This window comes from Bradyrhizobium macuxiense, assembly GCF_007993935.1.
GTDB classification, from domain to species: Bacteria; Pseudomonadota; Alphaproteobacteria; order Rhizobiales; family Xanthobacteraceae; genus Bradyrhizobium; species Bradyrhizobium macuxiense_A.
On the sequence record NZ_VITY01000009.1, the window covers coordinates 97,938 to 120,221 of the forward strand.

At 66.1% G+C, this 22,284-nt stretch carries 18 protein-coding genes; 7 read left to right on the forward strand and 11 right to left on the reverse strand.

Annotation, left to right across the window (positions count from 1 at the left end; genetic code table 11):
• Positions 1–2: 2 nt before the first annotated feature.
• The 5 genes from FBZ93_RS23555 to FBZ93_RS23575 form a co-directional block, all read right to left on the reverse strand.
• The gene (locus FBZ93_RS23555; RefSeq protein ID WP_146988930.1) at positions 3–785 is read right to left on the reverse strand and encodes a TIGR02186 family protein; all 783 of its coding nucleotides are present in this window, start codon (positions 783–785) and stop codon (positions 3–5) included.
• Positions 782–1,711 carry a sulfite exporter TauE/SafE family protein gene (locus FBZ93_RS23560; RefSeq protein ID WP_050422235.1) on the reverse strand — a complete coding sequence of 310 codons (930 nt, stop codon included), beginning with the start codon at positions 1,709–1,711 and terminating at the stop codon, positions 782–784. Before FBZ93_RS23560 ends, FBZ93_RS23555 begins: the two co-directional genes overlap by 4 nt.
• Before the next feature lie 342 nt (positions 1,712–2,053).
• Positions 2,054–2,893 carry a hypothetical protein gene (locus tag FBZ93_RS23565; protein WP_146988932.1) on the reverse strand — a complete coding sequence of 280 codons (840 nt, stop codon included), beginning with the start codon at positions 2,891–2,893 and terminating at the stop codon, positions 2,054–2,056.
• A 113-nt stretch (positions 2,894–3,006) separates the two neighbouring features.
• Positions 3,007–6,573, reverse strand: a complete 3,567-nt coding sequence (locus tag FBZ93_RS23570) for a tetratricopeptide repeat protein (RefSeq protein WP_146988934.1) — start codon at positions 6,571–6,573, stop codon at positions 3,007–3,009.
• Between the two features lie 277 nt (positions 6,574–6,850).
• Positions 6,851–7,438 carry a PadR family transcriptional regulator gene (locus tag FBZ93_RS23575; RefSeq protein WP_146988935.1) on the reverse strand — a complete coding sequence of 196 codons (588 nt, stop codon included), beginning with the start codon at positions 7,436–7,438 and terminating at the stop codon, positions 6,851–6,853.
• 163 nt (positions 7,439–7,601) lie between these two features.
• On the opposite strand from FBZ93_RS23575, the gene FBZ93_RS23580 reads away from it, so the two are divergent.
• The 4 genes from FBZ93_RS23580 (at position 7,602) to FBZ93_RS23595 (ending at position 13,592) form a co-directional block, all read left to right on the forward strand.
• Positions 7,602–8,009, forward strand: coding sequence for a nuclear transport factor 2 family protein (locus FBZ93_RS23580; RefSeq protein WP_146988937.1), 408 nt, complete (start codon positions 7,602–7,604; stop codon positions 8,007–8,009).
• 217 nt (positions 8,010–8,226) lie between these two features.
• A complete protein-coding gene (locus tag FBZ93_RS23585) occupies positions 8,227–10,014 on the forward strand; it encodes an acyl-CoA dehydrogenase C-terminal domain-containing protein (RefSeq protein WP_146988939.1) in 1,788 nt (595 codons plus the stop codon).
• A 136-nt stretch (positions 10,015–10,150) separates the two neighbouring features.
• Entirely contained in the window at positions 10,151–11,359 is a 1,209-nt protein-coding gene (locus FBZ93_RS23590; RefSeq protein ID WP_146988940.1) for an acetyl-CoA C-acetyltransferase, read from the forward strand.
• Between the two features lie 19 nt (positions 11,360–11,378).
• Positions 11,379–13,592, forward strand: a complete 2,214-nt coding sequence (locus tag FBZ93_RS23595) for an FAD-dependent oxidoreductase (protein WP_146988942.1) — start codon at positions 11,379–11,381, stop codon at positions 13,590–13,592.
• Between the two features lie 131 nt (positions 13,593–13,723).
• Here FBZ93_RS23595 and FBZ93_RS40730 read toward each other — a convergent pair whose 3' ends face one another.
• From FBZ93_RS40730 to gstA, 6 genes are all read right to left on the reverse strand, one after another.
• Complete coding sequence (locus FBZ93_RS40730; RefSeq protein WP_167529183.1) at positions 13,724–13,888, reverse strand: hypothetical protein; 165 nt, start codon at positions 13,886–13,888, stop codon at positions 13,724–13,726.
• A gap of 25 nt (positions 13,889–13,913) precedes the next feature.
• On the reverse strand, positions 13,914–14,219 hold the full coding sequence (locus FBZ93_RS23605; RefSeq protein WP_246667614.1) for a hypothetical protein: 306 nt from the start codon (positions 14,217–14,219) through the stop codon (positions 13,914–13,916).
• 170 nt (positions 14,220–14,389) lie between these two features.
• Complete coding sequence (locus FBZ93_RS23610; RefSeq protein WP_146988946.1) at positions 14,390–15,682, reverse strand: HlyD family type I secretion periplasmic adaptor subunit; 1,293 nt, start codon at positions 15,680–15,682, stop codon at positions 14,390–14,392.
• A complete protein-coding gene (locus FBZ93_RS23615) occupies positions 15,675–17,465 on the reverse strand; it encodes a type I secretion system permease/ATPase (protein ID WP_146988947.1) in 1,791 nt (596 codons plus the stop codon). The genes FBZ93_RS23610 and FBZ93_RS23615 overlap by 8 nt, the downstream gene beginning before the upstream one ends.
• A gap of 98 nt (positions 17,466–17,563) precedes the next feature.
• The gene (locus FBZ93_RS23620; RefSeq protein WP_146988949.1) at positions 17,564–18,580 is read right to left on the reverse strand and encodes a hypothetical protein; all 1,017 of its coding nucleotides are present in this window, start codon (positions 18,578–18,580) and stop codon (positions 17,564–17,566) included.
• A gap of 221 nt (positions 18,581–18,801) precedes the next feature.
• Positions 18,802–19,419: a glutathione transferase GstA gene (gene gstA / locus FBZ93_RS23625; protein ID WP_146988951.1), complete on the reverse strand. Its 618-nt coding sequence runs from the start codon at positions 19,417–19,419 to the stop codon at positions 18,802–18,804.
• A gap of 131 nt (positions 19,420–19,550) precedes the next feature.
• Between gstA and FBZ93_RS23630 the strand changes: the two genes are divergently transcribed.
• The 3 genes from FBZ93_RS23630 (at position 19,551) to FBZ93_RS23640 (ending at position 22,249) form a co-directional block, all read left to right on the forward strand.
• Complete coding sequence (locus FBZ93_RS23630) at positions 19,551–20,087, forward strand: MarR family winged helix-turn-helix transcriptional regulator (RefSeq protein WP_146988953.1); 537 nt, start codon at positions 19,551–19,553, stop codon at positions 20,085–20,087.
• Positions 20,088–20,180: 93 nt separating this feature from the next.
• Entirely contained in the window at positions 20,181–21,551 is a 1,371-nt protein-coding gene (locus FBZ93_RS23635) for a glutamate--cysteine ligase (protein ID WP_146988955.1), read from the forward strand.
• Between the two features lie 143 nt (positions 21,552–21,694).
• The gene (locus tag FBZ93_RS23640) at positions 21,695–22,249 is read left to right on the forward strand and encodes a PAN domain-containing protein (protein WP_146988956.1); all 555 of its coding nucleotides are present in this window, start codon (positions 21,695–21,697) and stop codon (positions 22,247–22,249) included.
• The last annotated feature ends 35 nt before the right edge of the window (positions 22,250–22,284 follow it).

The following is a 22,284-nucleotide window of genomic DNA, read 5'->3' on the forward strand; positions in this document are numbered from 1 at the left end:
CTTTAGTCCTTGCGAAACACGATCGAGGCCATCCAGCCGGTCATCAGCGCCATGAAGGCGGTGACGAGGCCGTAGACCAGGCCGTTCTGCCGCGCGGTGGTAGCGACGAACTGCTCGAAGCCGACCTTGACGATCTCGAACGCGGTCTCGGTCTTGGTGACCAGCGCGCCCTCGGAGAACAGCTTGATCTCGACGTTGTAGGTGCCGATCGGCACCTCTGCCGGCAGCGGAATGCCGGTGCGAAACAAAGTCGGCGTCAGGAACGTCACCGCCGAGGTCGCCTCGCGATAGAGGCCGTGTTCGGAACGCAGCCGGACGAAGGCGCTGCGGAAGGGGTCGTTCGGCACCACGTCGGCAAAGTCGGGGCCGACCCGCTGCATCAAGAGCACGTTGTTGAGCCCGAGCTGTTGCCGCCGCTGCACCTCCGGCGAGGCGATCTGGTCGAACGGGCGATTGGAGAACAGCGCGAGATAGCCCGGCACCTGCAGGAACTGGCGCGAGTCGGTGTTGATCCAGATCCCGAATTTGCGCTCCTTGCGCCGCGTCACCATGTCGGCGCGTGGGCCGGACACCGTGACCACGAGATCGTAATTGCCGCGGTTGGGCGGCGTCTTGTCGTCCTTCTCGACCGAGCCGAACAGCACGAGCTCGCCGCCGGAATAATTCGGCGTCACCGTGACGCGGTGGTTGGAGACCGACACGATCAGCCGCTCGGCACGCGCGGGCGCGGCCGCCAAGCCGGCGGCGGCGAGGCCCACGATGGCAAGCAGAGCGCGCAGCCTCATGGTGGGGCTCCGCCGGTTTCGCGGATGCTGAACAGGTCTTGCGGACGGATCACCAGCTCGACGGCAAAGCGGATGCCGACCGCGAGCACGAGCAGGCCGAGCAAGAGGCGCAGATGCTCGCCGCGTATCTTCTGGCCGGCGCGGGCGCCGAACTGCGCGCCGGTGACGCCGCCGATCATCAGGATCAGCGCCAGCACGGCGTCGACCAGATGGTTGGTCACCGCGTGCAGCATGGTGGCGAACACCATGGTGACGAGGGTGAGCACCATCGAGGTGCCGATCACGGTCGAGGTTGGCACCCGCAGCACATAGATCATCAGCGGCACCAGGATGAAGCCGCCGCCGATGCCCATGACGGCGCCGATGAAGCCGATGATGAGCCCGATCACGACCACCGGGATGACCGAGAGGTAGATCTTGGAGCGCTTGAAGCGCAGCTTCAGCGGCAGGCCGTGGATCCAGCCATGGCTGCCGGGCTTGCGCAGGGTGACCGCGCCGCCGCCGCGGGAACGCAGCATCGCGCGCAGGCCTTCCCAGAACATCAGCCCGCCGACCGTGGTCAGCAGGATGACGTAGGACAGCGCAATCATCAGGTCGAGCTGGCCGAGCGAGCGCAGGAAAGTGAAGGTCCACACCCCGAACGTGGTGCCGAGCGTGCCGCCGACCAGCAGCACCGCCGCCAGCAGCGGGTCGATCGCGCGCCGGCGCCAATAGGAGATCGCGCCGGAGAATGAGGAGGCCGCGATATGGCTGGCAACCGAGGCAACCGCGACCGCGGGCGCGATGCCGACGAAGATCAACAGCGGCGTCATCAGGAAGCCGCCGCCGATCCCGAACATGCCGGAGACGAATCCAACTGCCGCGCCCATCGCCAGGATGAGGAAGACATTGACCGGAATGTCGGCGATCGGGAGGTAGAGCTGCACGCGCGTCGCTTCTTGTCGGTTCGCCGCATGCTGGGGCGCAAGGCCGCATCACGGCGTGATGTCGTTCGGGTCGGGCATTCTCCGGCTGAACGAATCCGGTCGGCGCGCAAGGAGCAGGCGAACGCGGGTCGATTGCCGCGTTCTTGCATAACCGAATTTAGCGGGGGGAGGGACTAAAGATTCCGCTCCGGGTGGCATTTTTCGCCGCACGTGGCGGCCCGGCTGCGGACGTGGTTGATAATTCAGATTAATGACGTCTGTATCGGCTTATTTGAGCATGACCGTTTCGGAAAACCGCTCTGCACTTTGCGCTAACGCGGCCCTTCGGGTCCGGATCATGCTTCAGGGCCGATCGACCGGCCTCGTGATCAGATTCAGCGTGAGCGCTTCCTTCGGGTTCAACCAGCGGATATCCGAGGTCTGCGACATCGCCTCGACGATCCCGGAGGAGACGCCCATCTTGGTCATGTAGCCCAGCACCATGCCCTGGATGCGTTGCGCCTCGGCGAGGGGATCGCTGACCGGTGCGCTGGTCGTGAAGCGGTGCACCCCGAGCCGCGAGCCCGCGATGCCATAGCGGGTCTCACCACCGGCATAGACCAGGACGCAGGCGCTGGCGCAGGCCGCGGGGCGCAGCTTGCCCGATGCGTCCGATGTGGCCACCGCGGTGACGAGCCGATGCGTGCGGATGACCTCGCCCATGATCGCGGCCTGGTTCAGCGCGCCGCCCTGCGACGACAGCAGCACGGCATCGCCGGCGGCGAGACGCGCCTCGCTGAGCCGGTCGCGGAACCAGCTCGCGCTGGCCGAGCCGATCTTGCCGCTGATCGCGAGCGCGCGCCGGCCGCGGCCCGACCCGTCGATATCGACGTCCGATATCACCGCCGACGTCATGCTCGCGGCGATGTAGGTCTCGCGCCAGAAGTCCCAGGCGCCCGGCCTCGACAGGTCGCGGTAGGCCTGAATAGCGACGCTCGATAGCAGCAGCACGAAGATGATGATGGACCAGAGCGAGAACCGGAAGGTGCGCGGCGGCGGCGCCGGGTCGGCTTGCGTCGGTCGAGGCGAGGCATTGGGACGCGCGGCAAACGGAGACGGCGTCTGACGCGGCGGCGCGACGCGGGGACCGGTCGGCGACGAACGATGGCCCGTTCCATCATCCTGACGATCGTCGACGGACAAGCCTGACCCTCCGGAGCGCGCGCGCCGTTGGCGCGGGACTGCGTCTGTCTACACGGCGAAAGCTCGGAGGGATAGGACAGCGGCGCCGTCACGGCGCCGCAGCTAGTCTCGTTTTAGTGAGCCGGGGCGGCCAGCGCCGCGGTCCGCTTCGACGGCTGCCTGACGGACTTCGCCGCCGCGGGCTGCGCGGGGGCGCCGTCCCAGCCGCCGGCCGGGGCCGGCACATTGACCGCATCGCTCGGCTGCGGTTCGGGGGTGAAGGTCTGGATCGCAAGCTTCGCTGCGGCCAGCGACTGTGGGTCGAGCCGCTTGGCGATATCGTCGCGCTTGTGGCCGGCGTCGGCGTCGCCCTGTGCGGCGGCGAGGCTGAACCATTTGAAGGACTCGGCGAGGTTCTGTTCGACCCCGATGCCGCGGGCATAGAGGATGCCGAGGTTGACCTGGCTGTCGGCAACGCCGCGATCGGCCGCCTTGCGGAACCACTGCGCGGCGCTCTTGTAGTCGGCGCCCTTGCCGCCGCCATCGGCGTCGAGCACGGCGAGGTTATGCATCGCCTTGGCGTTGCCGCGCTCGGCGGCCTGCACGTAATAGCGCCGCGCCATATCGAAGTCGCGTTTCACGCTGAGGCCCTTCTCATAGAAGGTGCCGAGCCGGAACATCGCCGGCACCACGCCGGCCTGCGCCGCGCGGCCGTACCATTTGGCGGCTTCGTCGACATTGGCGGTCACGCCCTTGCCCTCGGCAAAGCGGACGCCGACCTCATAGGCCGCAGCCGCATCGCCCTTGATCGCGGCCGTGCGCAGCGTCGGACCGCCGATCGCGTCGGGCAGCTTCTCGCCCGCCGGAATCTGGATCGTGGCGAGCTTGCCGCCGAGCGGCGGAGCGGTCGGAATCGTGCCGGTGATATCACTGGCGGGGGCGACCGGTGCCGCTGCCGGCTCCGTGGTGGGTGCGGGCGCCTGAGGGATCGTCACCTGCGCGCTGTCGAGCGTGTTCGGCGCCGGCGTATTGTTGGACTGGCGGCCGAGCGGGGTCGGCGAGGTCATCGACGGCCCGGGCGTGCTGGACGGCGCGGCCGGTGCGGGGGCGGGCGCGATGGAGTTCTCGGTGGGCGGCTGTGCGGCGGGCGCGGCCGGCTCGCTGTGCTCGATCGCCGGCACCTGCGGCGCTGAGCTGGTGTCGAGCAGGTTCATCGCCATCTTGGCGGTCGAGAGCAGGATCACGACCACGCTCGCGCCGACCAGCAGCGAGCGGATCTTGGAGGTGATGGTCGAAGGCTGGGCTTCGGGCGCGCCGGTCGCGGCTGCGCCGGCCTTGGCGCCGGACTTGGCGGCAGCAGCCTTCGCGGCCTTGTCGGCCTTCTCCTTGGCCTTGGCGGCGGCCTTGCTCGCTGCGCGCGCCGCCTTCTCGTTGACCGGCTGTGCGGCGGCGGCCTGCGCGGCGCGGCGGGCGGCGGCGATGAAGCTCGATGTCGAGACCGGCTCCTTCTTGCCTGCGGGAAGATCAGAGATCGCGCGCTCGGAATCCGCGATCCGCTCCGACGGCGACGACGCCCGGCCCGACGGGCGCGTGCCCGGCTCGAGCGGATGATCCGGCGGCAGTTCAGGCGCCAGCGCAGCGCGCGCGGAGGCGGCATGCGGCTCGAGGATCTCGCTGATCGCGCGCGGCGGCAGCGGCGGCGGCGCGGCCTCGACCGGCTGCGCGGCATGGAATTCGCGCGGCGCGGACATGAAGTGCTCCTGCGCCAGCGCAGGATTGGGCAATTCGGGCCGGTACGATTCAGGCTTGTACGATTCAGTCCTGTAGGATTCAGGTTGGGGCTGCGCGATCGGCTGCATTGCCGCGCGCGGCATCTCCATCCGCGGTGCGTCCATCCGCAGTTCGGCCGGCGCGGGGGCAGGCGGGGCCGGCGGCGGTGCGGTGCGGACCGTGCGCAGATCGTTCTCGATCATCGCCAGGCGGTCGACGACGTGACCGAGCGTGTTGTGAACGGTTTCCAGCGAATCCTGGGTGCGGCGATCGGTCTCCGACTGGCTGAAGCGGATGTCGGACAGCTCGCGCTTCACCAGATCGACGATGCCGCTGTCCATCATCGGCTGCGGCGCAGACATGTTGACGCTGTTGCGGGTGGCGTCGGCGAGCGAGGCGATATGGGCGTGCTGCGCCTCGAGGTGCCGCATGATGTCATGCAGCCCTTCCTCGACCCGGCCGAGATTGCCGGAGCGCTGGTCGGCGGACTCCAGCCGCTCCAGCAGATAGGAGACGCGCTGCTCGAGATGGGTGAATGCCGACGAGCTGTCGTTGCCGACCTGGAGGCGGTCGATCCGCTCCGACAGCGAGCGCAGCGCGCCCTCGATGGCGTCGGTGTTGTCATAGCCGGCCGGCCGCTCGCGGCCTTCCAGCGACGAGGCCAGCGCCGCAATGCGTTGCTCGATCCCGGCGAAGGCGTCGCCGTAGGAATCCCCGCGCGACATCTGCGACAGCTGGTCGACCTTCGTCGCCAGCGCATGCACGTCCCCGGAGAGCTGCAGCAGCGCGTCGTTGGAGGCGACGTTGGAGACGATGGCACGCAGCGCCGCGATCGCGCTCTCGAGCTGATGCACCGTCGACGGATCGTCGTTGGCGCGCAGGATCATGTCGAGCTTGGCGCCGAGATTGCGGATCGCCTCGTCGTAGCCGGTGAGCTGCTCGGCGGGCGTCAGCGTGCGCAGCGCCTCGCGGATGTCCGACAGCGCGCGCTCGATGCCGGCAATCGCCTGGCCCTGGCCGTTGTTGCTGTCCTGACGGATCTCGTCGATCCGGTGATGCAGCGAGCGGATCTCGTTCTCGATCGACTCGATCGCGCGGCGCGGCATCGCCTCGGTGATCGCCTGGCGGATTTCCGCGAGCTCGCCGCGGAACGACGCGATCGATTGCTCGATATGGTCGGGCCGCTGCAGCGCCTCGATCTGGCTCGTGATCTTGAGCAGATGACGCTCGAGCGAGGAGAAGTCGAGGCCGGCCGGTGCCGCCGGCGGCGGCGCATAAGCGGCCATCGGCGGCGCAGATTGCTGCACCGGCGGTGTATTGCGCTGTGGCATCTGCCGCGGCGCGGGGCCATCGAGCTCATTCTGGCGCGCGGCGATTTCGGCGATCGCGGAATCGAACGATGCCGGGCTCAGCGGCGGCGAGGGGCGATAGACCTGGGCTGCGGCGCGCTCGACCGCCTCGGCCTGGCGCAGCCTCTCCTCCAGCTGCCGGTCGTTGATCTGCGGCTCGCGCTGCATTGGCGCTTCAGGCATCATCGGCTGGGGCTGCGGCTCGCGCGCCGGCTGCGGCCGCGAAATTTGCGACAGCCGCGCATCGAGGCGCGAGATCGCGTCGTTGAGCTGCCGTGCGACGGCGGGCTGGCCGCGCGGCACCTCGGCGCGCACCGCTTCGGCGCGCGTCAACGGCTTTGCAATCTGTTCGATCTGGCGGGTGATAGCGTCGAGCCGCTGATGGATGTCCGCGACCTCGCGGCTTTCCCGGCTCGGCATCGGCTGCCGTTGCTCCATGCGCCAATCCGCCGGGCTCGGTTCGCCGACGGTCGAATTGAGCCAGTCGTTCAGCGACATGCCGGCACGGCGCGCAGCCGCCTCGGCCCTGTCGCGGACGGAGGGATCGATGCCGTCAACACTCCACGATACGCGCGAATTCATGATTCCGTCCGGTCCCGACTCCGGCGCCATACTCTGCGCCCGCAGCCTCCCCGCGCATTCCCGTTAAGAGACAATCGAATTCTGCGCTGGTCGTCTGCTTCAGCTGCTGACTTTTTCCCCTCACGGTAAATAACGGGTTAAGGAATGCAGCCGGCGGGCCTTAAAGTTAGGGAATCCGGGAACCTGTTGCGCCGGATCAGGACAGGCCTATCGTTTTCAGGCAAAGCGAAATCCGCTGCGCATAACGACAACGCGGCAAGCCAAGACGAGTTTGTTTCTAGCGGTTGCTCTCGCGCTTGCCGTCGTCGAGCGGCAGCACATTGCCGCGGCCCGACATCGCCGACAGCGCGTCGAGCGCCTCCTCGCACCACTCCACCACGATGCGCTCGTGGCGCATCCCGAGCCGCAGGCTGAGCATCTTGCCGACATCGGCCGGCGGCGCGGTGCCGTCGGGAAAGCGCTTGTTGAGCAGACGCTCGTAGCGCTCATAGCGATCGCGGTGATGCTCCAGCCGCGCCATCAGGTCGTTGCGCAGCGGTTCGATGTCGACGCAGTCGAGCGCATAGAGCCGGACCAGCAAATCGTCTTTGATCGAGGGCGGAACGCTCGGCCGCGCCGCCCAATGCTTCAGCGCCGCGCGGCCCTCGGCCGTCAGGGTGTAGACCAGCTTGTTGGGCTTGCCTGATTGCACAACTTCGCGGCCCTGGACATGGCCCTTGTCGCGCAGGCGGGAGAGCTCCCGGTAAATCTGCTGATGGTCGGCCTTCCAGAAGAAGCCGATCGAGGCATCGAACGTCTTGGCGAGCTCATAGCCCGTCATCGGACGCTCCGTGAGGCAGGCGAGGATTGCGTCACCGAGTGCCAACGCCCACCTCCATCTGAGTTCCCGCGTTCGTCCTTCTGAAGTTCGCTTGACTTTATGCGTTACTGTGCATATGCGTCAATATGCATATGGTGATCGGCGTGCCGCCTTGTCGCGCGCGGCCGATGTTCAGGCTTCTTACAACCCCGCCGCAGGAGACGTCCGAATGAGCAAGCCGGGCCTCGACAAGTGGTACGCCTACATGAAGTCCCACGACACCGCCGCTTTGTGGGATCTGCTGCATCCCGATGCGGTGTTCGAAAGTCCGGTCGTGCACACGCCGCAGCGCGGCCGCGACATCACCTTCAAATATCTGACCAGCGCCGCCAAGGTGCTCGGCGGTCCGACCTTCAAATATCTCGGCGAGTGGCGGAGCGACACCGGCGCGGTGCTCGAATTCGAGAACGAGATCGACGGCATCAAGCTCAACGGCGTCGACATCATCACGTTCGACGCTGACGGCCGGATCACGCATTTCAAGGTGATGGTGCGTCCGCTCAAGGCGATCAACCTGCTGCATCGGATGATGGGCGAGGAGTTGATGAAGCAGAGCGGCGCAACGTCGCAATCGTAAGCATGATCCGGAAAAGTGCGCAGCGGTTTTCCGAAAAGATCATGCGCAAACAAGGACCTAAAGCGCAATGACGATTCAACCTCATCGCATCGCGCTTTAGTCTCGCTAGCACCTGCCGCGGACCTCCGGAAGCGGATAAGGTCCGCTCCAACAAACCCAAGGACACGCTGCGCAGCATAGGTCGCACATGCGGCCGCGAGCCAGCCGGGAGATCAGCATGCCGACCTACAAAGCCCCCGTCGAAGACGTCAGCTTCCTGCTCAATGACGTTTTCCAGATCGACCGCTACGGCAATCTTCCTGGCTTCACCGATGCGTCGGCCGATGTGCGCGAGGCGATCCTCGGCGAGGCCGCCAAGCTCAGCGAGGAAGTGCTGCAGCCGCTCAATCGCACCGGCGATCTCGAAGGCTGCAAGCGCAATGACGACGGCAGCGTCACCACGCCGAAGGGCTTCAAGGACGCGTTCAAGCAGGTCGCCGAAGGCGGCTGGCTCGGCCTCTCGGCGCCGACCGAGTTCGGCGGCCAGGGCCTGCCGGTAACGCTGTCGCAGGCGGTCAACGAATTCCAGATCTCCGCCAACATGGCGTTCTCAATGTATGGCGGTCTGACCATGGGCGCGACCGCGGCGCTCTTGGTGCACGGCACCCCCGAGCAGAAGAAGACCTACGTGCCGAAGATGGTCGCCGGCGAATGGACCGGCACCATGAACCTGACCGAGCCGCAATGCGGCACCGATCTCGGCCTGCTTCGCACCAAGGCCGTGCGCCAGTCGGACGGCAGCTTCAAGATCACGGGCACCAAGATATTCATCTCCGCCGGCGAGCACGATCTCGCCGAGAACATCATCCATCTCGTGCTGGCGCGCATCGAAGGCGCGCCGGCCGGCATCAAGGGCGTCTCGCTGTTCGTCGTGCCGAAGGTGCTGGTCAACGCCGACGGCTCGCTCGGTCAGCGCAACGGCGTCACTTGCGGCTCGATCGAGCACAAGATGGGCATCCACGGCAATTCCACCTGTGTGATGAACTACGACAACGCCACCGGCTGGCTGATCGGCGAAGAGAACAAGGGCATGCAGGGCATGTTCGTGATGATGAACGAGGCCCGCCTCGGCGTCGCCGTGCAGGGCCTCGCGCAGTCCGAGGTCGCCTATCAGAACGCGGTCGCCTATGCGCGCGAACGTCTGCAGGGCCGCTCCCTGACCGGCGTCAAGGAGGCTGACAAGCCGGCCGATCCGATCATCGTGCATCCCGACGTGCGCCGCACGCTGCTCACCATCCGCGCCTTCAACGAGGCGGCGCGCGCCATGGTGGTGTGGACCGCGCTGAAGAGCGACGTCGCACACCGTTCCAACGATCCGAAAGACCGCCAGGTCGCGGATGATCACATGGGCCTGATGACGCCGGTGCTGAAGGGCGTCCTGACCGACACCGGGTTCGCCAACACGGTCTCGGCGCAGCAGATGTTTGGTGGCCACGGCTACATCGCCGAGCACGGCATGGAGCAGTTCGTGCGCGATGCGCGCATCGCGATGATCTATGAGGGCGCCAACGGCATCCAGGCGCTCGACCTGGTCGGCCGCAAGCTGCCGCGCGACGGCGGCCGCGCGGCGATGGCGTTCTTCGGCGAGGTCACCGCCTTCGCCAAGGAGCATGGCACTGAGGAGGCGATGAAGCCGTTCATCACCCCGCTCTCGACTGCGCTCGGCCATCTGCAGCAGGCCACCGGCTGGCTGATGCAGAACGCGCTGACCAAGCCCGATAATGCCGGTGCCGCCGCGACCGACTACATGAAATTGTTCGGTCTCGTCGCGCTGGGCTACATGTGGGCGAAGATGGCCAAGGTGGCGCAGGACAAGGCGGCCGCCGGCACGACGCCCTATCTCAACACCAAGCTCGTGACCGGCCGCTTCTTCATGGAGAGGCTGCTGCCGGAGACCGCCGTGCATCTGGCCCGGATCCAGACCGGCAGCGCCACCACGATGGAACTAGCCGCGGAAGCGTTCTGAAGCGTTTTCCAGCGAAGTGGATACGGTTCGCGTGAAGAAACCGCGTCAAACAAGAAAGCCCTGAAAATTGCCGTCGCAGTGCTGCGGCGGCGCTTCCTTCCATATATATTATGATCCTCATATCAAGGAGGGCGTCATGCCTGAGGCATACATCTACGATCACGTTCGTACCCCGCGCGGCCGCGGCAAGGCCGACGGCGCGCTGCACGAGGTCACCGCGCTGGCGCTCGCCACGGTGCCGCTGAAGTCGCTCAAGGAGCGCAACAATCTGCCCGAGGACTCCGTCGACGATGTCGTGCTCGGCGTGGTCGATCCGGTCGGCGAGGCCGGCTCCGACATCGCCCGCTTCGCCGCGCTGAACGCCGGCCTCGGCGAGAAGGTGCCGGGCGTGCAGATCAGCCGCTTCTGCGCCTCCGGCCTCGATGCCGTGAACTTCGCGGCCGCCCAGATCATGGCCGGCCAGCATGAGCTCGTGATCGGCGGCGGTGCGGAATCGATGAGCCGCGTCGGCATCGGCGCCTCCGGCGGCGCCTGGCCGATGGATCCCTCCATGGCGGTGCCGGCCTATTTCATGCCGCAGGGCATCTCGGCCGATTTGATCGCGACCAAATACGGCTTCTCGCGCGATGACGTCGACGCCTATGCCGTGCAGAGCCAGCAGCGCGCGGCGAAGGCCTGGGACGAGGGCCGCTTCAACAAGTCGGTGGTGCCGGTCAAGGACGTCAACGGCCTGACCATCCTCGCCAAGGACGAGCACATGCGTCCGACCACGACGATGCAGTCGCTGGCGCAGCTGCAGCCGTCGTTCGCAGCAATGGCGGCGATGGCCGGCTTCGACGCGGTGGCGATCCAGTCGCACCCCGAGGTCGAGAAGGTGAACTACGTGCATCACGCCGGCAACTCCTCCGGCATCGTCGATGGCGCCGGCGCCGTACTGCTCGGCAGCAAGGACGCGGGCGCCAAGCACGGCCTCAAGCCGCGTGCAAGGATCCGTGCGTTCGCCAATATCGGCTCGGAGCCCGCGATGATGCTGACCGGCCCGGTCGACGTCACCGAGAAGCTGTTCGCGCGCTCCGGCATGAAGAAGTCGGACATCGACCTGTTCGAGCTCAACGAGGCGTTCGCCTCGGTGGTGCTGCGCTACATCCAGGCGTTCGACATCGACAATGCCAAGATCAACGTCAATGGCGGCGCGATTGCGCTCGGTCATCCGCTAGGGGCGACCGGCGCGATGATCCTCGGCACCGTGCTCGACGAGCTCGAGCGCACCAACAAGGAAACCGCGCTGGTCACGCTGTGCATCGGCGGCGGCATGGGCACCGCCACCATCATCGAGCGCGTCTGAGGCGAGGGGAGCGAGCAACATGGCTTACAAGAATTTCAAGTTCGACGTCGACGCCGACGGCATTGCACTCGTCACCTGGGACATCCCCGGCCGCTCGATGAACGTGTTCGACGAGGTCTCCACGCAAGAGATCGGCGAGATCATCAAGCAGACCACCAGCGATGCCGCGATCAAGGGCGTCGTGATCACCTCGGCGAAGGAGGCGTTCTGCGCCGGCGCCGACCTCTCGATGCTCGAGGGCATGAACCGCAGCTACGCACAGCTCTTCAAGGAGAAGGGCGAGGAAGTGGCGAACCAGATGCTGTTCGAGCAGAGCCGCCAGATGTCGCTGTCGTTCCGCGCGATCGAGACCTCGGGCAAGCCGTGGGTCGCGGCGATCAACGGCCTCGCGCTCGGTGGCGGCTTCGAGATCACGCTGGCCTGCCACTACCGCGTCGCGGCCGAGAACCCGAAGACCCGGCTCGGTCTGCCCGAGATCAAGGTCGGCCTGTTCCCCGGCGCCGGCGGCACCCAGCGCGTGCCGCGTCTCGTGCAGCCGGCGGATGCGATGCAATTGCTGCTCAAGGGCGAGGCCGTCAATCTCACGCGTGCGAAGGCGCTCAACCTGATTCACGCCGTGGTGCCCGCGGCCGATTTGATCAAGGCCGCCAAGGACTGGATCAAGGCTGGCGGCAAGGCCGTCGCGCCGTGGGACGAGAAGGGCTTCAAGCTGCCCGGCGGCCCCGTCTTCTCCAAGATGGGCATGCAGATGTTCCCGGCCGGTAACGCGATCTATCGCCGCGAGACCTACGACAATTATCCAGCCGCGCGCGCCATCATGAGCTGCGTTTATGAAGGCCTGCAGCTGCCGATCGACGCGGCGCTGCGCGTCGAGTCGCGTTACTTCACCAAGGTGCTGCGCTCGAAGGAAGCGGCCGCGATGATCCGCTCGCTGTTCCTGTCGATGCAGGAGCTGAACAAGGGCGCGCGCCGCCCGGCTGGCGTGCCGCCGACCAAGGTCAAGAAGCTCGCCGTGATCGGCGCCGGCTTCATGGGCGCCAGCGTCGGCTATGTGTCGGCGCAGGCCGGCATCGACGTCGTGCTGGTCGATCGCGACCAGGAAAGCGCCGACAAGGGCAAGGGCCACGCCAAGACCGTGGTCGACGGCCTGATCGCCAAGGGGCGGATGAAGCAGGAGGCGGCCGACGCCATCCTGGCGCGCATCTCGGCGACATCAGACTACAACGTGATCTCGGATTGCGACCTCGTCATCGAGGCCGTGTTCGAGGACCGCAAGGTCAAGGCCGACACCTACGCCAAGGCGCAGCCGTTGCTGAAGGGCGGCGCGATCTTCGCCTCCAACACCTCGACCCTGCCGATCAACTCGCTGGCCGAGGAGTTCAAGGACCAGGGCAAGTTCATCGGCATCCACTTCTTCTCGCCGGTCGAGAAGATGATGCTGGTCGAGATTATTCTCGGCAAGAACACCGGCGACGTCGCGCTGGCGACCGCGCTCGACTATGTCCGCACAATCGGCAAGACGCCGATTGTGGTGAACGATAGCCGCGGCTTCTTCGCCAACCGCTGCGTGATGCGCTACATCTCCGAGGGCAACGAGATGCTGCTCGAAGGCGTGCCGCCGGCGATGATCGAGAACACCGCCAAGATGGCCGGCATGCCGGTCGGGCCGCTGTCGCTGCAGGACGAGGTTGCGCTCGATCTCGGCCTCAAGATCACCAAGGCGACCGAGGCCGATCTCGGTCCCAACGCGATCGACCAGGCGCAGAAGAAGCTGATGGTCGAGATGGTCGAGAACCAGGGCCGCTACGGCCGCAAGAACGGCAAGGGCTTCTACGACTATCCCGAGAAGGGCAAGGGTCAGAAGAGCCTGTGGCCGGGGCTGGCCAATCTGCAACCGAAGCAGCTCGATCCCGATACGCTCAGCGTCGAGGAACTGAAGCAGCGCTTCCTGGTGGTGCAGGCGGTGGAAGCCGCACGCACCGTCGAGGATCACGTCATCACCGACGTGCGCGAGGCGGATGTCGGCTCGATCCTCGGCTTCGGTTTCGCGCCGTTCACCGGCGGTGCGCTGTCCTACATCGACTTCATGGGCACCAAGAACTTCGTCGCACTCTGCCACGCCTTCGAGAAGAAGTACGGCTCGCGCTTCACGCCGCCGAAACTGCTCGAGGAGATGGCGGCCAAGGGCGAGACCTTCTATGGCCGCTTCCCGCCGAAGAAGCAGGCGGCGTAAGCGCCGTCTCTCTCCGGGACACATCGCACAGGATCAAGCCGGTCATCGATCCGACTTGATCCTGTTGCGTGACGGTCATGGCGGTCAAAGTCCCGCCACGCTTGTTCCCAACTGGCACCATGCTGCTGGCATCACTCTTGCTGGTTGATCGTCTGGAAGATCAGCAAGGCGACGATCAGGCTGGGGTGTCGTGCAATGCGTGTTGTGCTCAAGGATGGGGCTGCCGAAACTGCGGGCAAGCGTTCCTTCTCGCTCTCATCGTCGCGACGCCTGAATCCGCTGCGCTTGCGCGGCAAGGGGCCTTCCTGGACCGGCCTTGCGCTACTCGTTCTGGCCGTGGATCTTGTGCTCGCGGCCGCGGCGTGGAACGCCGTCGATTTCTTCCGCCATTGAGTCATTGTCCGGCGACAGCAAAGCGCCGACGAGATAGGCGATCTGGTTGAATGCGAGGCAGGCGACGACGATCGGGGCGCCGGTGGCAAATGCATAGCCATCGGACTGGAGCACGATTGCCGCGAGCACCGCGATCAGCGGCGACACCAGCATCAATGTCCAAACCCGAAAGTACAAACTGGTTGCCAGCCCGACGAGCGTGCTGGTCAATAAAAGCGTGGAGACGATCGTCACATTTTCAGACCAGTTGGAGCGGAGGGCGCGCCGCAGGTCATAGTCGGTCAGTTGGATCGCACGAACAATGACGGCAAAGCCCTCAGCCGAAAGTACGCCGACTTAGTCTTAACCGGTAGAATGCGGATTAAATTTGATTTGTTCCACCGCGCGTCGAAAGTTTGCACCGCTCATTTCTCCCTGAAGGCGCGGTGCACCTGATCCGCCAGCGGCTTCATCAGATAAGACAGCACCGTCCGCTCGCTGGTCGGGATGAACACCTCGACCGGCATGCCCGGCAGCAGATGTGCGGTCGCGAGCTTGTTCAGCTCCGGCGCTGGAATCGCAATGCGGACAAGGAAATAGGTCGGCGCCGTCTTGTCGTCGCGTGACACGTCCGCGCCGATCCGGCTGACCTCGCCCTCGATCTCCGGCGTGGTGCGCTGGTTGAAACTGGTGAAGCGCAGGACTGCCGATGCGCCGAGCTTGACCTGATCGATATCCTGCGGCGCAACATGGGTCTCCACGATCAGATTGTCCTGATCGGGCACGATGGTCATGATGGTCTCGCCGGCCGCGATCACGCCGCCCTGGGTGTGGATGATGAGATCGTGCACGACGCCGGTCTGCGGCGCGCGGATCTCGAGCTTCTCGGTCTGATCCTTGGCGGTGACCTGCTTCTCGATCGCATCGGCATATTTGGCTCTGACATCGGCGAGCTCCTTGGCGACGCCAGAGCGAAAATCCTGATCGACCTGCAGGATCTTGAGCTCGGTCTCCGAGATCTTGCCCTTGGCCTGCGCGATCGACGCGGTGAGCTGGCCGCGCTCGCCGAGCAGCCGCGCGGAATCGCGCTGCAGCGTGGAGAGCCGCGACAGCGAGACCAGGCGTTGCTCCCAGAGCTGCTGCACGCCGGTCAATTCGTTGGCGATCAAATCGGCTTCCTGCTTCTTGGCGCTCAACTGATCCTGCATGCCGCCGATTTGCTCCTTGAGCTGCGCGATCTGCTCGTGCAACTGTTGCTTCTGCCCGTCATTGGCGTCCTTGCGCAGCTGGAAGAAGCGGCGCTCGCCCGAGACGACGGCCTGCGCCGCCGGATCGCTGAGCGAGGCCACGCTGTCGGGAAACGCGATCTCGGCGTCGCCGTCACGCTCGGCCTGCAGCCGCGCGCGGCGCGCCTCGAGCTCCCACAGGCTCTTGGTCACGGCGGTGAGGTTGGCCTGCGCCACCGTCTCGTCCATCAGGATCAACAGATCGTCCTTGGCGACGCGGGCGCCGTCCTCGACCAAGAGCTTCTTGGCGACACCGCCGGAGGGGTGCTGCACCTTCTTGACGCTGGATTCGACCACCAGCGATCCCTGCGAGATGATCGCGCCCGACATCTTGGTGGCCGCACCCATGATGCCGATGCTGGCGACGAGGAACGCCGCGGCCATCGCGACCGCCAGGATATGATGATGGACCGATTGCCGGGCGCTAGGCATTTTGCCGGGGCTCCACGTCCTTCTTCCGCTTGCGGCGCGCCGGGGCTGGTGCCGGCTCCGCCGCTGTGGCCGGTGTCGGCTGCGGCGCCTTCGGCACCAACAAGGGCAGCACCGCCGCCGTGGTGCCGAACGCCTGCATGCGTCCTTCGTTCAGCACCAGCATGTGGTCGACCGCCTGCAGCACCGCCGGCCGGTGTGCGATCACGACCACGATGCCGCCGCGGGCGCGGACCCGGGCGATGGCGTGGATCAGGGCGCGCTCGCCTTCGGAATCCAGATTCGAGTTCGGCTCGTCGAGCACCACCAGGAACGGATCGCCATAGAGCGCGCGGGCCAGCGCAATGCGCTGCCGCTGGCCGCCCGACAGCATCAGGCCGCCGTCGCCGACCTCGGTCTCGTAGCCGTCGGGCAGCCGGAGGATCAACTCGTGCACGCCGGCCTCGCGCGCGGCGGCGAGCAATTTGATGGCGTCCGGGCTAGCTGCGAAGCGAGAGATGTTCTCGGCCACGGTACCGCGGAACAATGCGACGTCCTGCGGCAGGTAGCCGATCGACGGGCCCAACGCGCGCGGATCCCGTTGCGCCAGCGTCGCGCCGTCGATCCGGATCACGCCGCGCACCGGCGCGCCGATGCCGACCAGCGCGCGCGCCAAGGTCGATTTGCCGGAGCCGCTGGGGCCGACCACCGCGACCGCGTTGCCGGCGCGCAGCGCAAAGCTGACCTCGTGCAGCACCACGGCGTCGGTGGCCGGTGCGGTCAGGCTGATCGAGGTGACGCGAACCTCGTTCTTTGGCGCCGGCAGTGGCGTGAACGCCGACCGCGACGGCACCGCCGTCAGGGCTTCGGCAAGCCGGCCGACGCTGGCGCGGACCGCGATGAAGCTGCGCCAATTGGCGATCGCAAGCTCGATCGGCGCCAGCGCGCGGATCGAGAGAATGGTCGCGGCCAGCATCACCCCGGCGGTCGCCTGCTGGTTGATCACGAGCCAGGCGCCGAGCGCCAGCACGCCGGATTGCAGGATCATGCGCAGGAAGCGCGAGGCGCTGCCGAACGTGCCGGTCAAATCGGAGGTCACGCGCTGCGCGTTCAGATACGCCTGTGTGCGCTCCGACCACAATTCGCCCATCCGCTGCTGCATGCCGAGCGCATGCACGACCGGCGCGTGATGGAACGCGGTCTCCGCCATCTGCCGCCGCGACGAGGCGAGTGCGACCAGCGAGCGGGTCGGTGCGCGCGTGAACAACTCGGCGGCGACCGTGATCAGCGCCAGCGCGACGGCGCCGCCGGCCACCGCCAAGCCCATCAGCGGATGAAACAGCGTGCAGACGATGATGTAGAGCGGGGTCCATGGCAGGTCGAAGATCGCGACCAGGCCGCTGCCGGCGATGAAGCCCCTGACGGTGTCGAGATCGCGCATGATCTGCAGGCCGTCGCCGTTCGGCCGGCTCAGCGCGGCATGCTGCACGCTGTCGAACACCGCGCCGCGAATGGTCTCGTCGAAGATCTCGGCAATGCGCGCCAACAGCCGGCTGCGCAGCACGTCGACGCCGGCCTGCACGACGAGCAGCACCAAGGCGATCACGAGCAGGCCGACCAGGGTTGCGATGCTGCGGCTCGGCAGCACGCGGTCGTAGGTCTGCAGCATGAAGACCGGGCCGACCAGCATCAGCAGATTGACGAGGCCGCTCGCCATCGCGACGGCGACCAGTGCGCCGCGCACGGCCGTCACCGCGTCCCGGAGTTCAACCGGCAGTGAGGAGAAACGTTTGCCCTGACCGATCATCGCGCCCCGCGGATGTTCAAGCCTGTGATGCCCAATGGACATAGAGAGGGATGTGCGGAAGCGCGGCGATCCCGCGCTTCCGCCGATTGGCGGCAGTTTCAGAGAATGTGTGTGCCGTGCGTATCAAGGATGCCGTGACCATGTGTGAGCGGCGAGAGCAGATCATGCGCGACCGCGCCGAGATCGACCGGCGCTGCGACCGGTGCGCTTGCGGCGTGTCCGGAGGCGCTGCTGTCGCCGAGGAGACTGAGGTTCAGGCTGCCGAGCAGATTGCCGGCCAGTCCATCCGCGCCGACACCGCCGAGATTTGGGATGTTGAGGCCGTGCGTGCCGGTGAGGGCACCGAGATCGAGCAGGCCGTTATCGAGAAGCCCATGGCTGAGCTGGTTGACCAGTCCGGTGACCGGGCTCAGCAGACCGCTGACGTCGGAGACAATTGTGTTCGCCAGCCCCGAGACGGCATGAACCACGCCGGTGATATCGGCGCCGAGATGCGCGATCGTCTCGCCGAGATTGCCGGCAAGGAGCTGTCCGGGCACATCAAGAACGTCGGCGACCAGATTGGCATGGCCGCTGCCGGTCCCGAGCGTGGTGATGCTGCCGAGGTCGATCGCCTGCCCGAGATTGGTGACGCCATGAAGCATGTCGGGCAGGGCGGTTGCCTGGGACAGGACATCGGCTGAGGAATGGACTGCGCTTTGAACCGCGGTCGTGGCGGTGTCGAGCGCCGGTTGCAGCGTTCCGCCCGATGCTGCGAGCGCCGTCGAATCCGATTCGACTGGCAATGCCGCGTTCAACACACTGCCGATCACCGGCAGGTCGCTCGTGTTCAGCAAGCTCCCGACCAGCGGCAGATCGGAACCGGTCACCGCAGCGGTGCCGTCGCCGAGGAGGGATGTCGTGCTCTCCAGCGCATTCGTCGCTGGCAACAAGTCGACCAGGCCGTGGGCCGGCTGGGCGACGGTCGTATCGGCCAAACTGTCGTCAGGCAAAACCGATGTCACCGAGATTGGCAGGTCGGTCAGTCCGCCGGTGGGATTTGCCAGCAGCGCCGTCGAGCCCGCCAGGACCTCGACCATCCGGTCGGCGGCGTTGCTGGATAGCGAGCTACTCATAGGCGCATCTCCCGCTGGGTGAGGCAGCAATCCGGCTACGCACGATCGGGGGAATAGTTGCCGAAACCCGGGCGCGGTGTTCGCGGCATGGCGAAAGCAGGCTTAGCCGGACGATGACAAACTGCCGAAAATTGTAAGCGGCCTCGCCCGCGGCCGGCCGTGCAAGCAAAAGGGCCGGATCTCGATCCGGCCCTTGCGTCTCGTCAAACAGGTTCGAAAGCTCAGGCCGCCTTCAGCAGGCCTTCCTTCTTCAGCGCTTCCTGCACCTTCGGGCGCGCCGCGACGCGGGCCTTGTAGGCCGTCACGTTCGGCAGGCCCGAGAAGTCAAAGCCGAGCCGGTCCTGCGCCCACATGATCATGGTGAAGAGGTAGCCGTCGGCGACCGTGAACTGGTTGCCCATCAGGTATTCACGTCCGGCAAGCTGGCTCTCGACATATTTGAACTTGCCCATGGCGCGGTCCTTGAAGAAGGCCTTGGCGTCGTCTGACAGCACGGGCGAGAACATCGGGCCGAGATTCTTGTGCAGCTCGGTCGTGATGTAGTTCAGCCATTCGAGCAGCTTGTAGCGCTCGTTGGAGTCCCTCGCGGGCGCCAGCTTCTTGTCGGCGGCCTTGTCGGCGATCATCTGGATGATGATCGGGCCTTCGGTGACCATCTCGCCGGAATCCAGCGCCAGCGCCGGCACCTGGCCCTTGGGGTTCACTTGCAGGAAATCGTCGCCGTTTTCGAGCTTCTTGGCGCGCAGATCGACCTTGACCAGGTCATAGGGCAGGCCGGCTTCCAGCAGGGCGATGTGGGGGGAGAGGGAGCAGGCACCGGGGGAGTAATAAAGCTTCATGGGGGGTATTCCTTCCCTTGTTCTTGGCGTCCGGAGAGGGATTGCCTACATGCACCTGCATGAAATAGTCAAGATTGATGCAGATGCATTCAGTGCGGTACAGTCGGTGCCGGGACCTTATGGACTAGACGATGAAACGCAAGCTATCGAGCGAGGCGACGGCCGCCTGGATCCGCCTGATGCGGGTGCCGAGCCGGGTGCTGGACTGCGTCGAGCAGGATCTGAAGAAGGCCGGCTTTCCGCCGCTCGCCTGGTATGACGCCTTGCTCGAACTGTCGCGCGCGCCGTCCGGCGAGCTGCGCCCGGTCGAGCTCGAGCGGCAGATGCTGATCCCGCAATATTCGACCTCGCGGCTGATCGACAAGCTGGTCGACGAGGGGCTTGCCGCCCGGCGCGAATGCAAGATCGACAAGCGCGGCCAGTTCGTCGAGATCACCGAGGCCGGACGCGAGCTGCAGAAGAAGATGTGGAGCGCCTATTCGGCCGCGATCGACAAGCATGTCGGCTCGAAATTGTCCGACGCCGACGCCCAGCGGCTGTGCGGTCTGCTCGACCGTCTCGGCTGTTCCTGCGGCGACGCCAAAAGCGACGCCAAGGGCGACACCAAGACCGACGCAAAGAGCGATACCAAGGCCGCGCCCGCACGAGACGGCGTGCCCGCCCGATGATATTCCTGATCCCATCATCCGTGGCCGTTGCGGCCCGCGGATGTCCCTGCCACCGCGCGCCTTCGATCGAAGCGCCCTTGAGTTGGATTTTCTATGGCGCGTGACCAGATCGACATGACGCCGCTGCAGTCGCGCGACGAACTCGTGGCGTGGATTGAAGCCGGCGTGAAGCCCGAGTCCGAATTCCGGATCGGCACCGAGCACGAGAAGACCCCGTTCACGCTCGAGGGCCGTCACCCCGTGCCCTATGAGGGCGCGAAGGGCATCGGTGCGCTGCTCGAAGGCATGAAGCTTCTGCTCGGCTGGGAGCCGATCATGGAGCGCGGCAACATCATCGGGCTCTATGACGTCACCGGCGGCGGCGCGATCTCGCTCGAGCCGGGCGGGCAGTTCGAATTGTCGGGCGCGCCGGTCGAGACCGTGCACCAGACGCAGTCGGAGCTGATGGCGCATCTGGCACAGGTGCGGGAGATCGCAACCCCGCTCGGCATCGGCTTCCTCGGCCTCGGCATGACGCCGTCCTGGTCGCGCGCGCAGATCCCCGTGATGCCGAAGGGGCGCTACAAGATCATGCGCAACTACATGCCGAAGGTCGGCAAATACGGCCTCGACATGATGTTTCGGACCTGCACCGTGCAGACCAATCTCGACTTCTCCTCCGAAGCCGACATGGTGAAGAAGCTGCGGGTGTCGCTGGCCTTGCAGCCGATCGCGACCGCATTGTTCGCCAACTCGCCGTTCACCGAGGGCAAGCCGAACGGCTTCCTGTCGTTCCGCTCCGAGATCTGGCGCGACACCGACAATGCGCGCTCGGGCATGATCCCGTTCGCGTTCGAGGACGGCATGGGCTTCGAGCGCTATGTCGACTACGCGCTCGACGTGCCGATGTATTTCGTCAAGCGCGGCGAGGAATATATCGACGTCTCTGGCTCGTCGTTCCGCGATTTCTTCGCCGGCAACAACAAGATCCTCCCCGGCGAGCGCCCGACCTTGTCGGACTGGGCCAATCACCTCTCGACGATCTTCCCCGAGGTGCGGCTGAAGCGTTACCTCGAAATGCGCGGCGCCGATGGCGTGCCGTGGGGCCGGCTGACGGCGCTGCCAGCGTTCTGGGTCGGGCTGCTCTACGACAATGACAGCCTCGATGGCGCCTGGGATATCGTCCGGCACTGGACCGCGCCGGAGCGGCAGGCGTTGCGCGATGACGTGCCGCGTTTCGGCTTCAAGGCGCGGATCAAGGATCGCTATCTGTTCGAGATCGCCAAGGAGTGCCTGGTGCTGTCGCATGCCGGATTGCGGCGGCGCGGCCGGATCGACCATCTCGGCCGCGACGAGAGCCGCTTCCTCGAACCGCTCGAGCGCATCATCGAGACCGGCCGTTCGCCGGCGGAGGAGATGCTGGAGAAGTTCAACGGGCCCTGGAACGGTTCGGTGGAACCGGCCTATCAGGAGTACGCCTTCTAATCCCGGCCTGGGCCCCGAACGCGTGCGGACGGCGGTGTTGTCGCACCTGCCGTTGTCTTGCCGTTCATCAGCCGTACAGGTTCATGGCGTTCAAATGACGCCCCGCGGGAAGCGCGGGGCTGTGCGAATTTGAAAGCAATCTCATGGGGATAGGCCGCCTCTTTAGGGCGTGTGTGGTGATGTTCGCGGTCTTGTCGGCCGTTGTCGTCACGCGCCCGGCATTGGCGCAAACCAATTTCGACCGTCCCGGCGGCGACTATCTGAACGCGCCGGTGACGTCGGGCGACCCCGCCGATTGCGCGCTGACCTGCGAGCGCGACCGCCGCTGCCGTGCCTGGAGCTTCAGCTATCCGAGCGACGCCAACAACGGCGCGGTGTGCTGGCTGAAGAACACCGTGCCGCCGCGGGTGCAGGACGTCTGCTGCGTCTCTGGTGTGCGCGGCGCGGGCGTGGTCGAACCGCGCAACGGCGCCATCGAAACCTCGATCGATCGCCTCGGCGGCGACTACAAGAATTTCGAATTGAAGAGCAGCGACGGCGACGAGGCCTGCCAGGCCGCCTGCACCGCCGACAACAAGTGCCGCGCCTGGACCTATGCCCGGCCCGGCTATGCCGGCCGCGACGCGCATTGCTTCCTGAAGAAAGAGATCAAGCCGCCGCGGCGGAAGGCCGGGTTCACCTCGGGCGTGGTGCGGTAGGGCCGCCGCACAGATCTGTAGGGCCGCACACACAT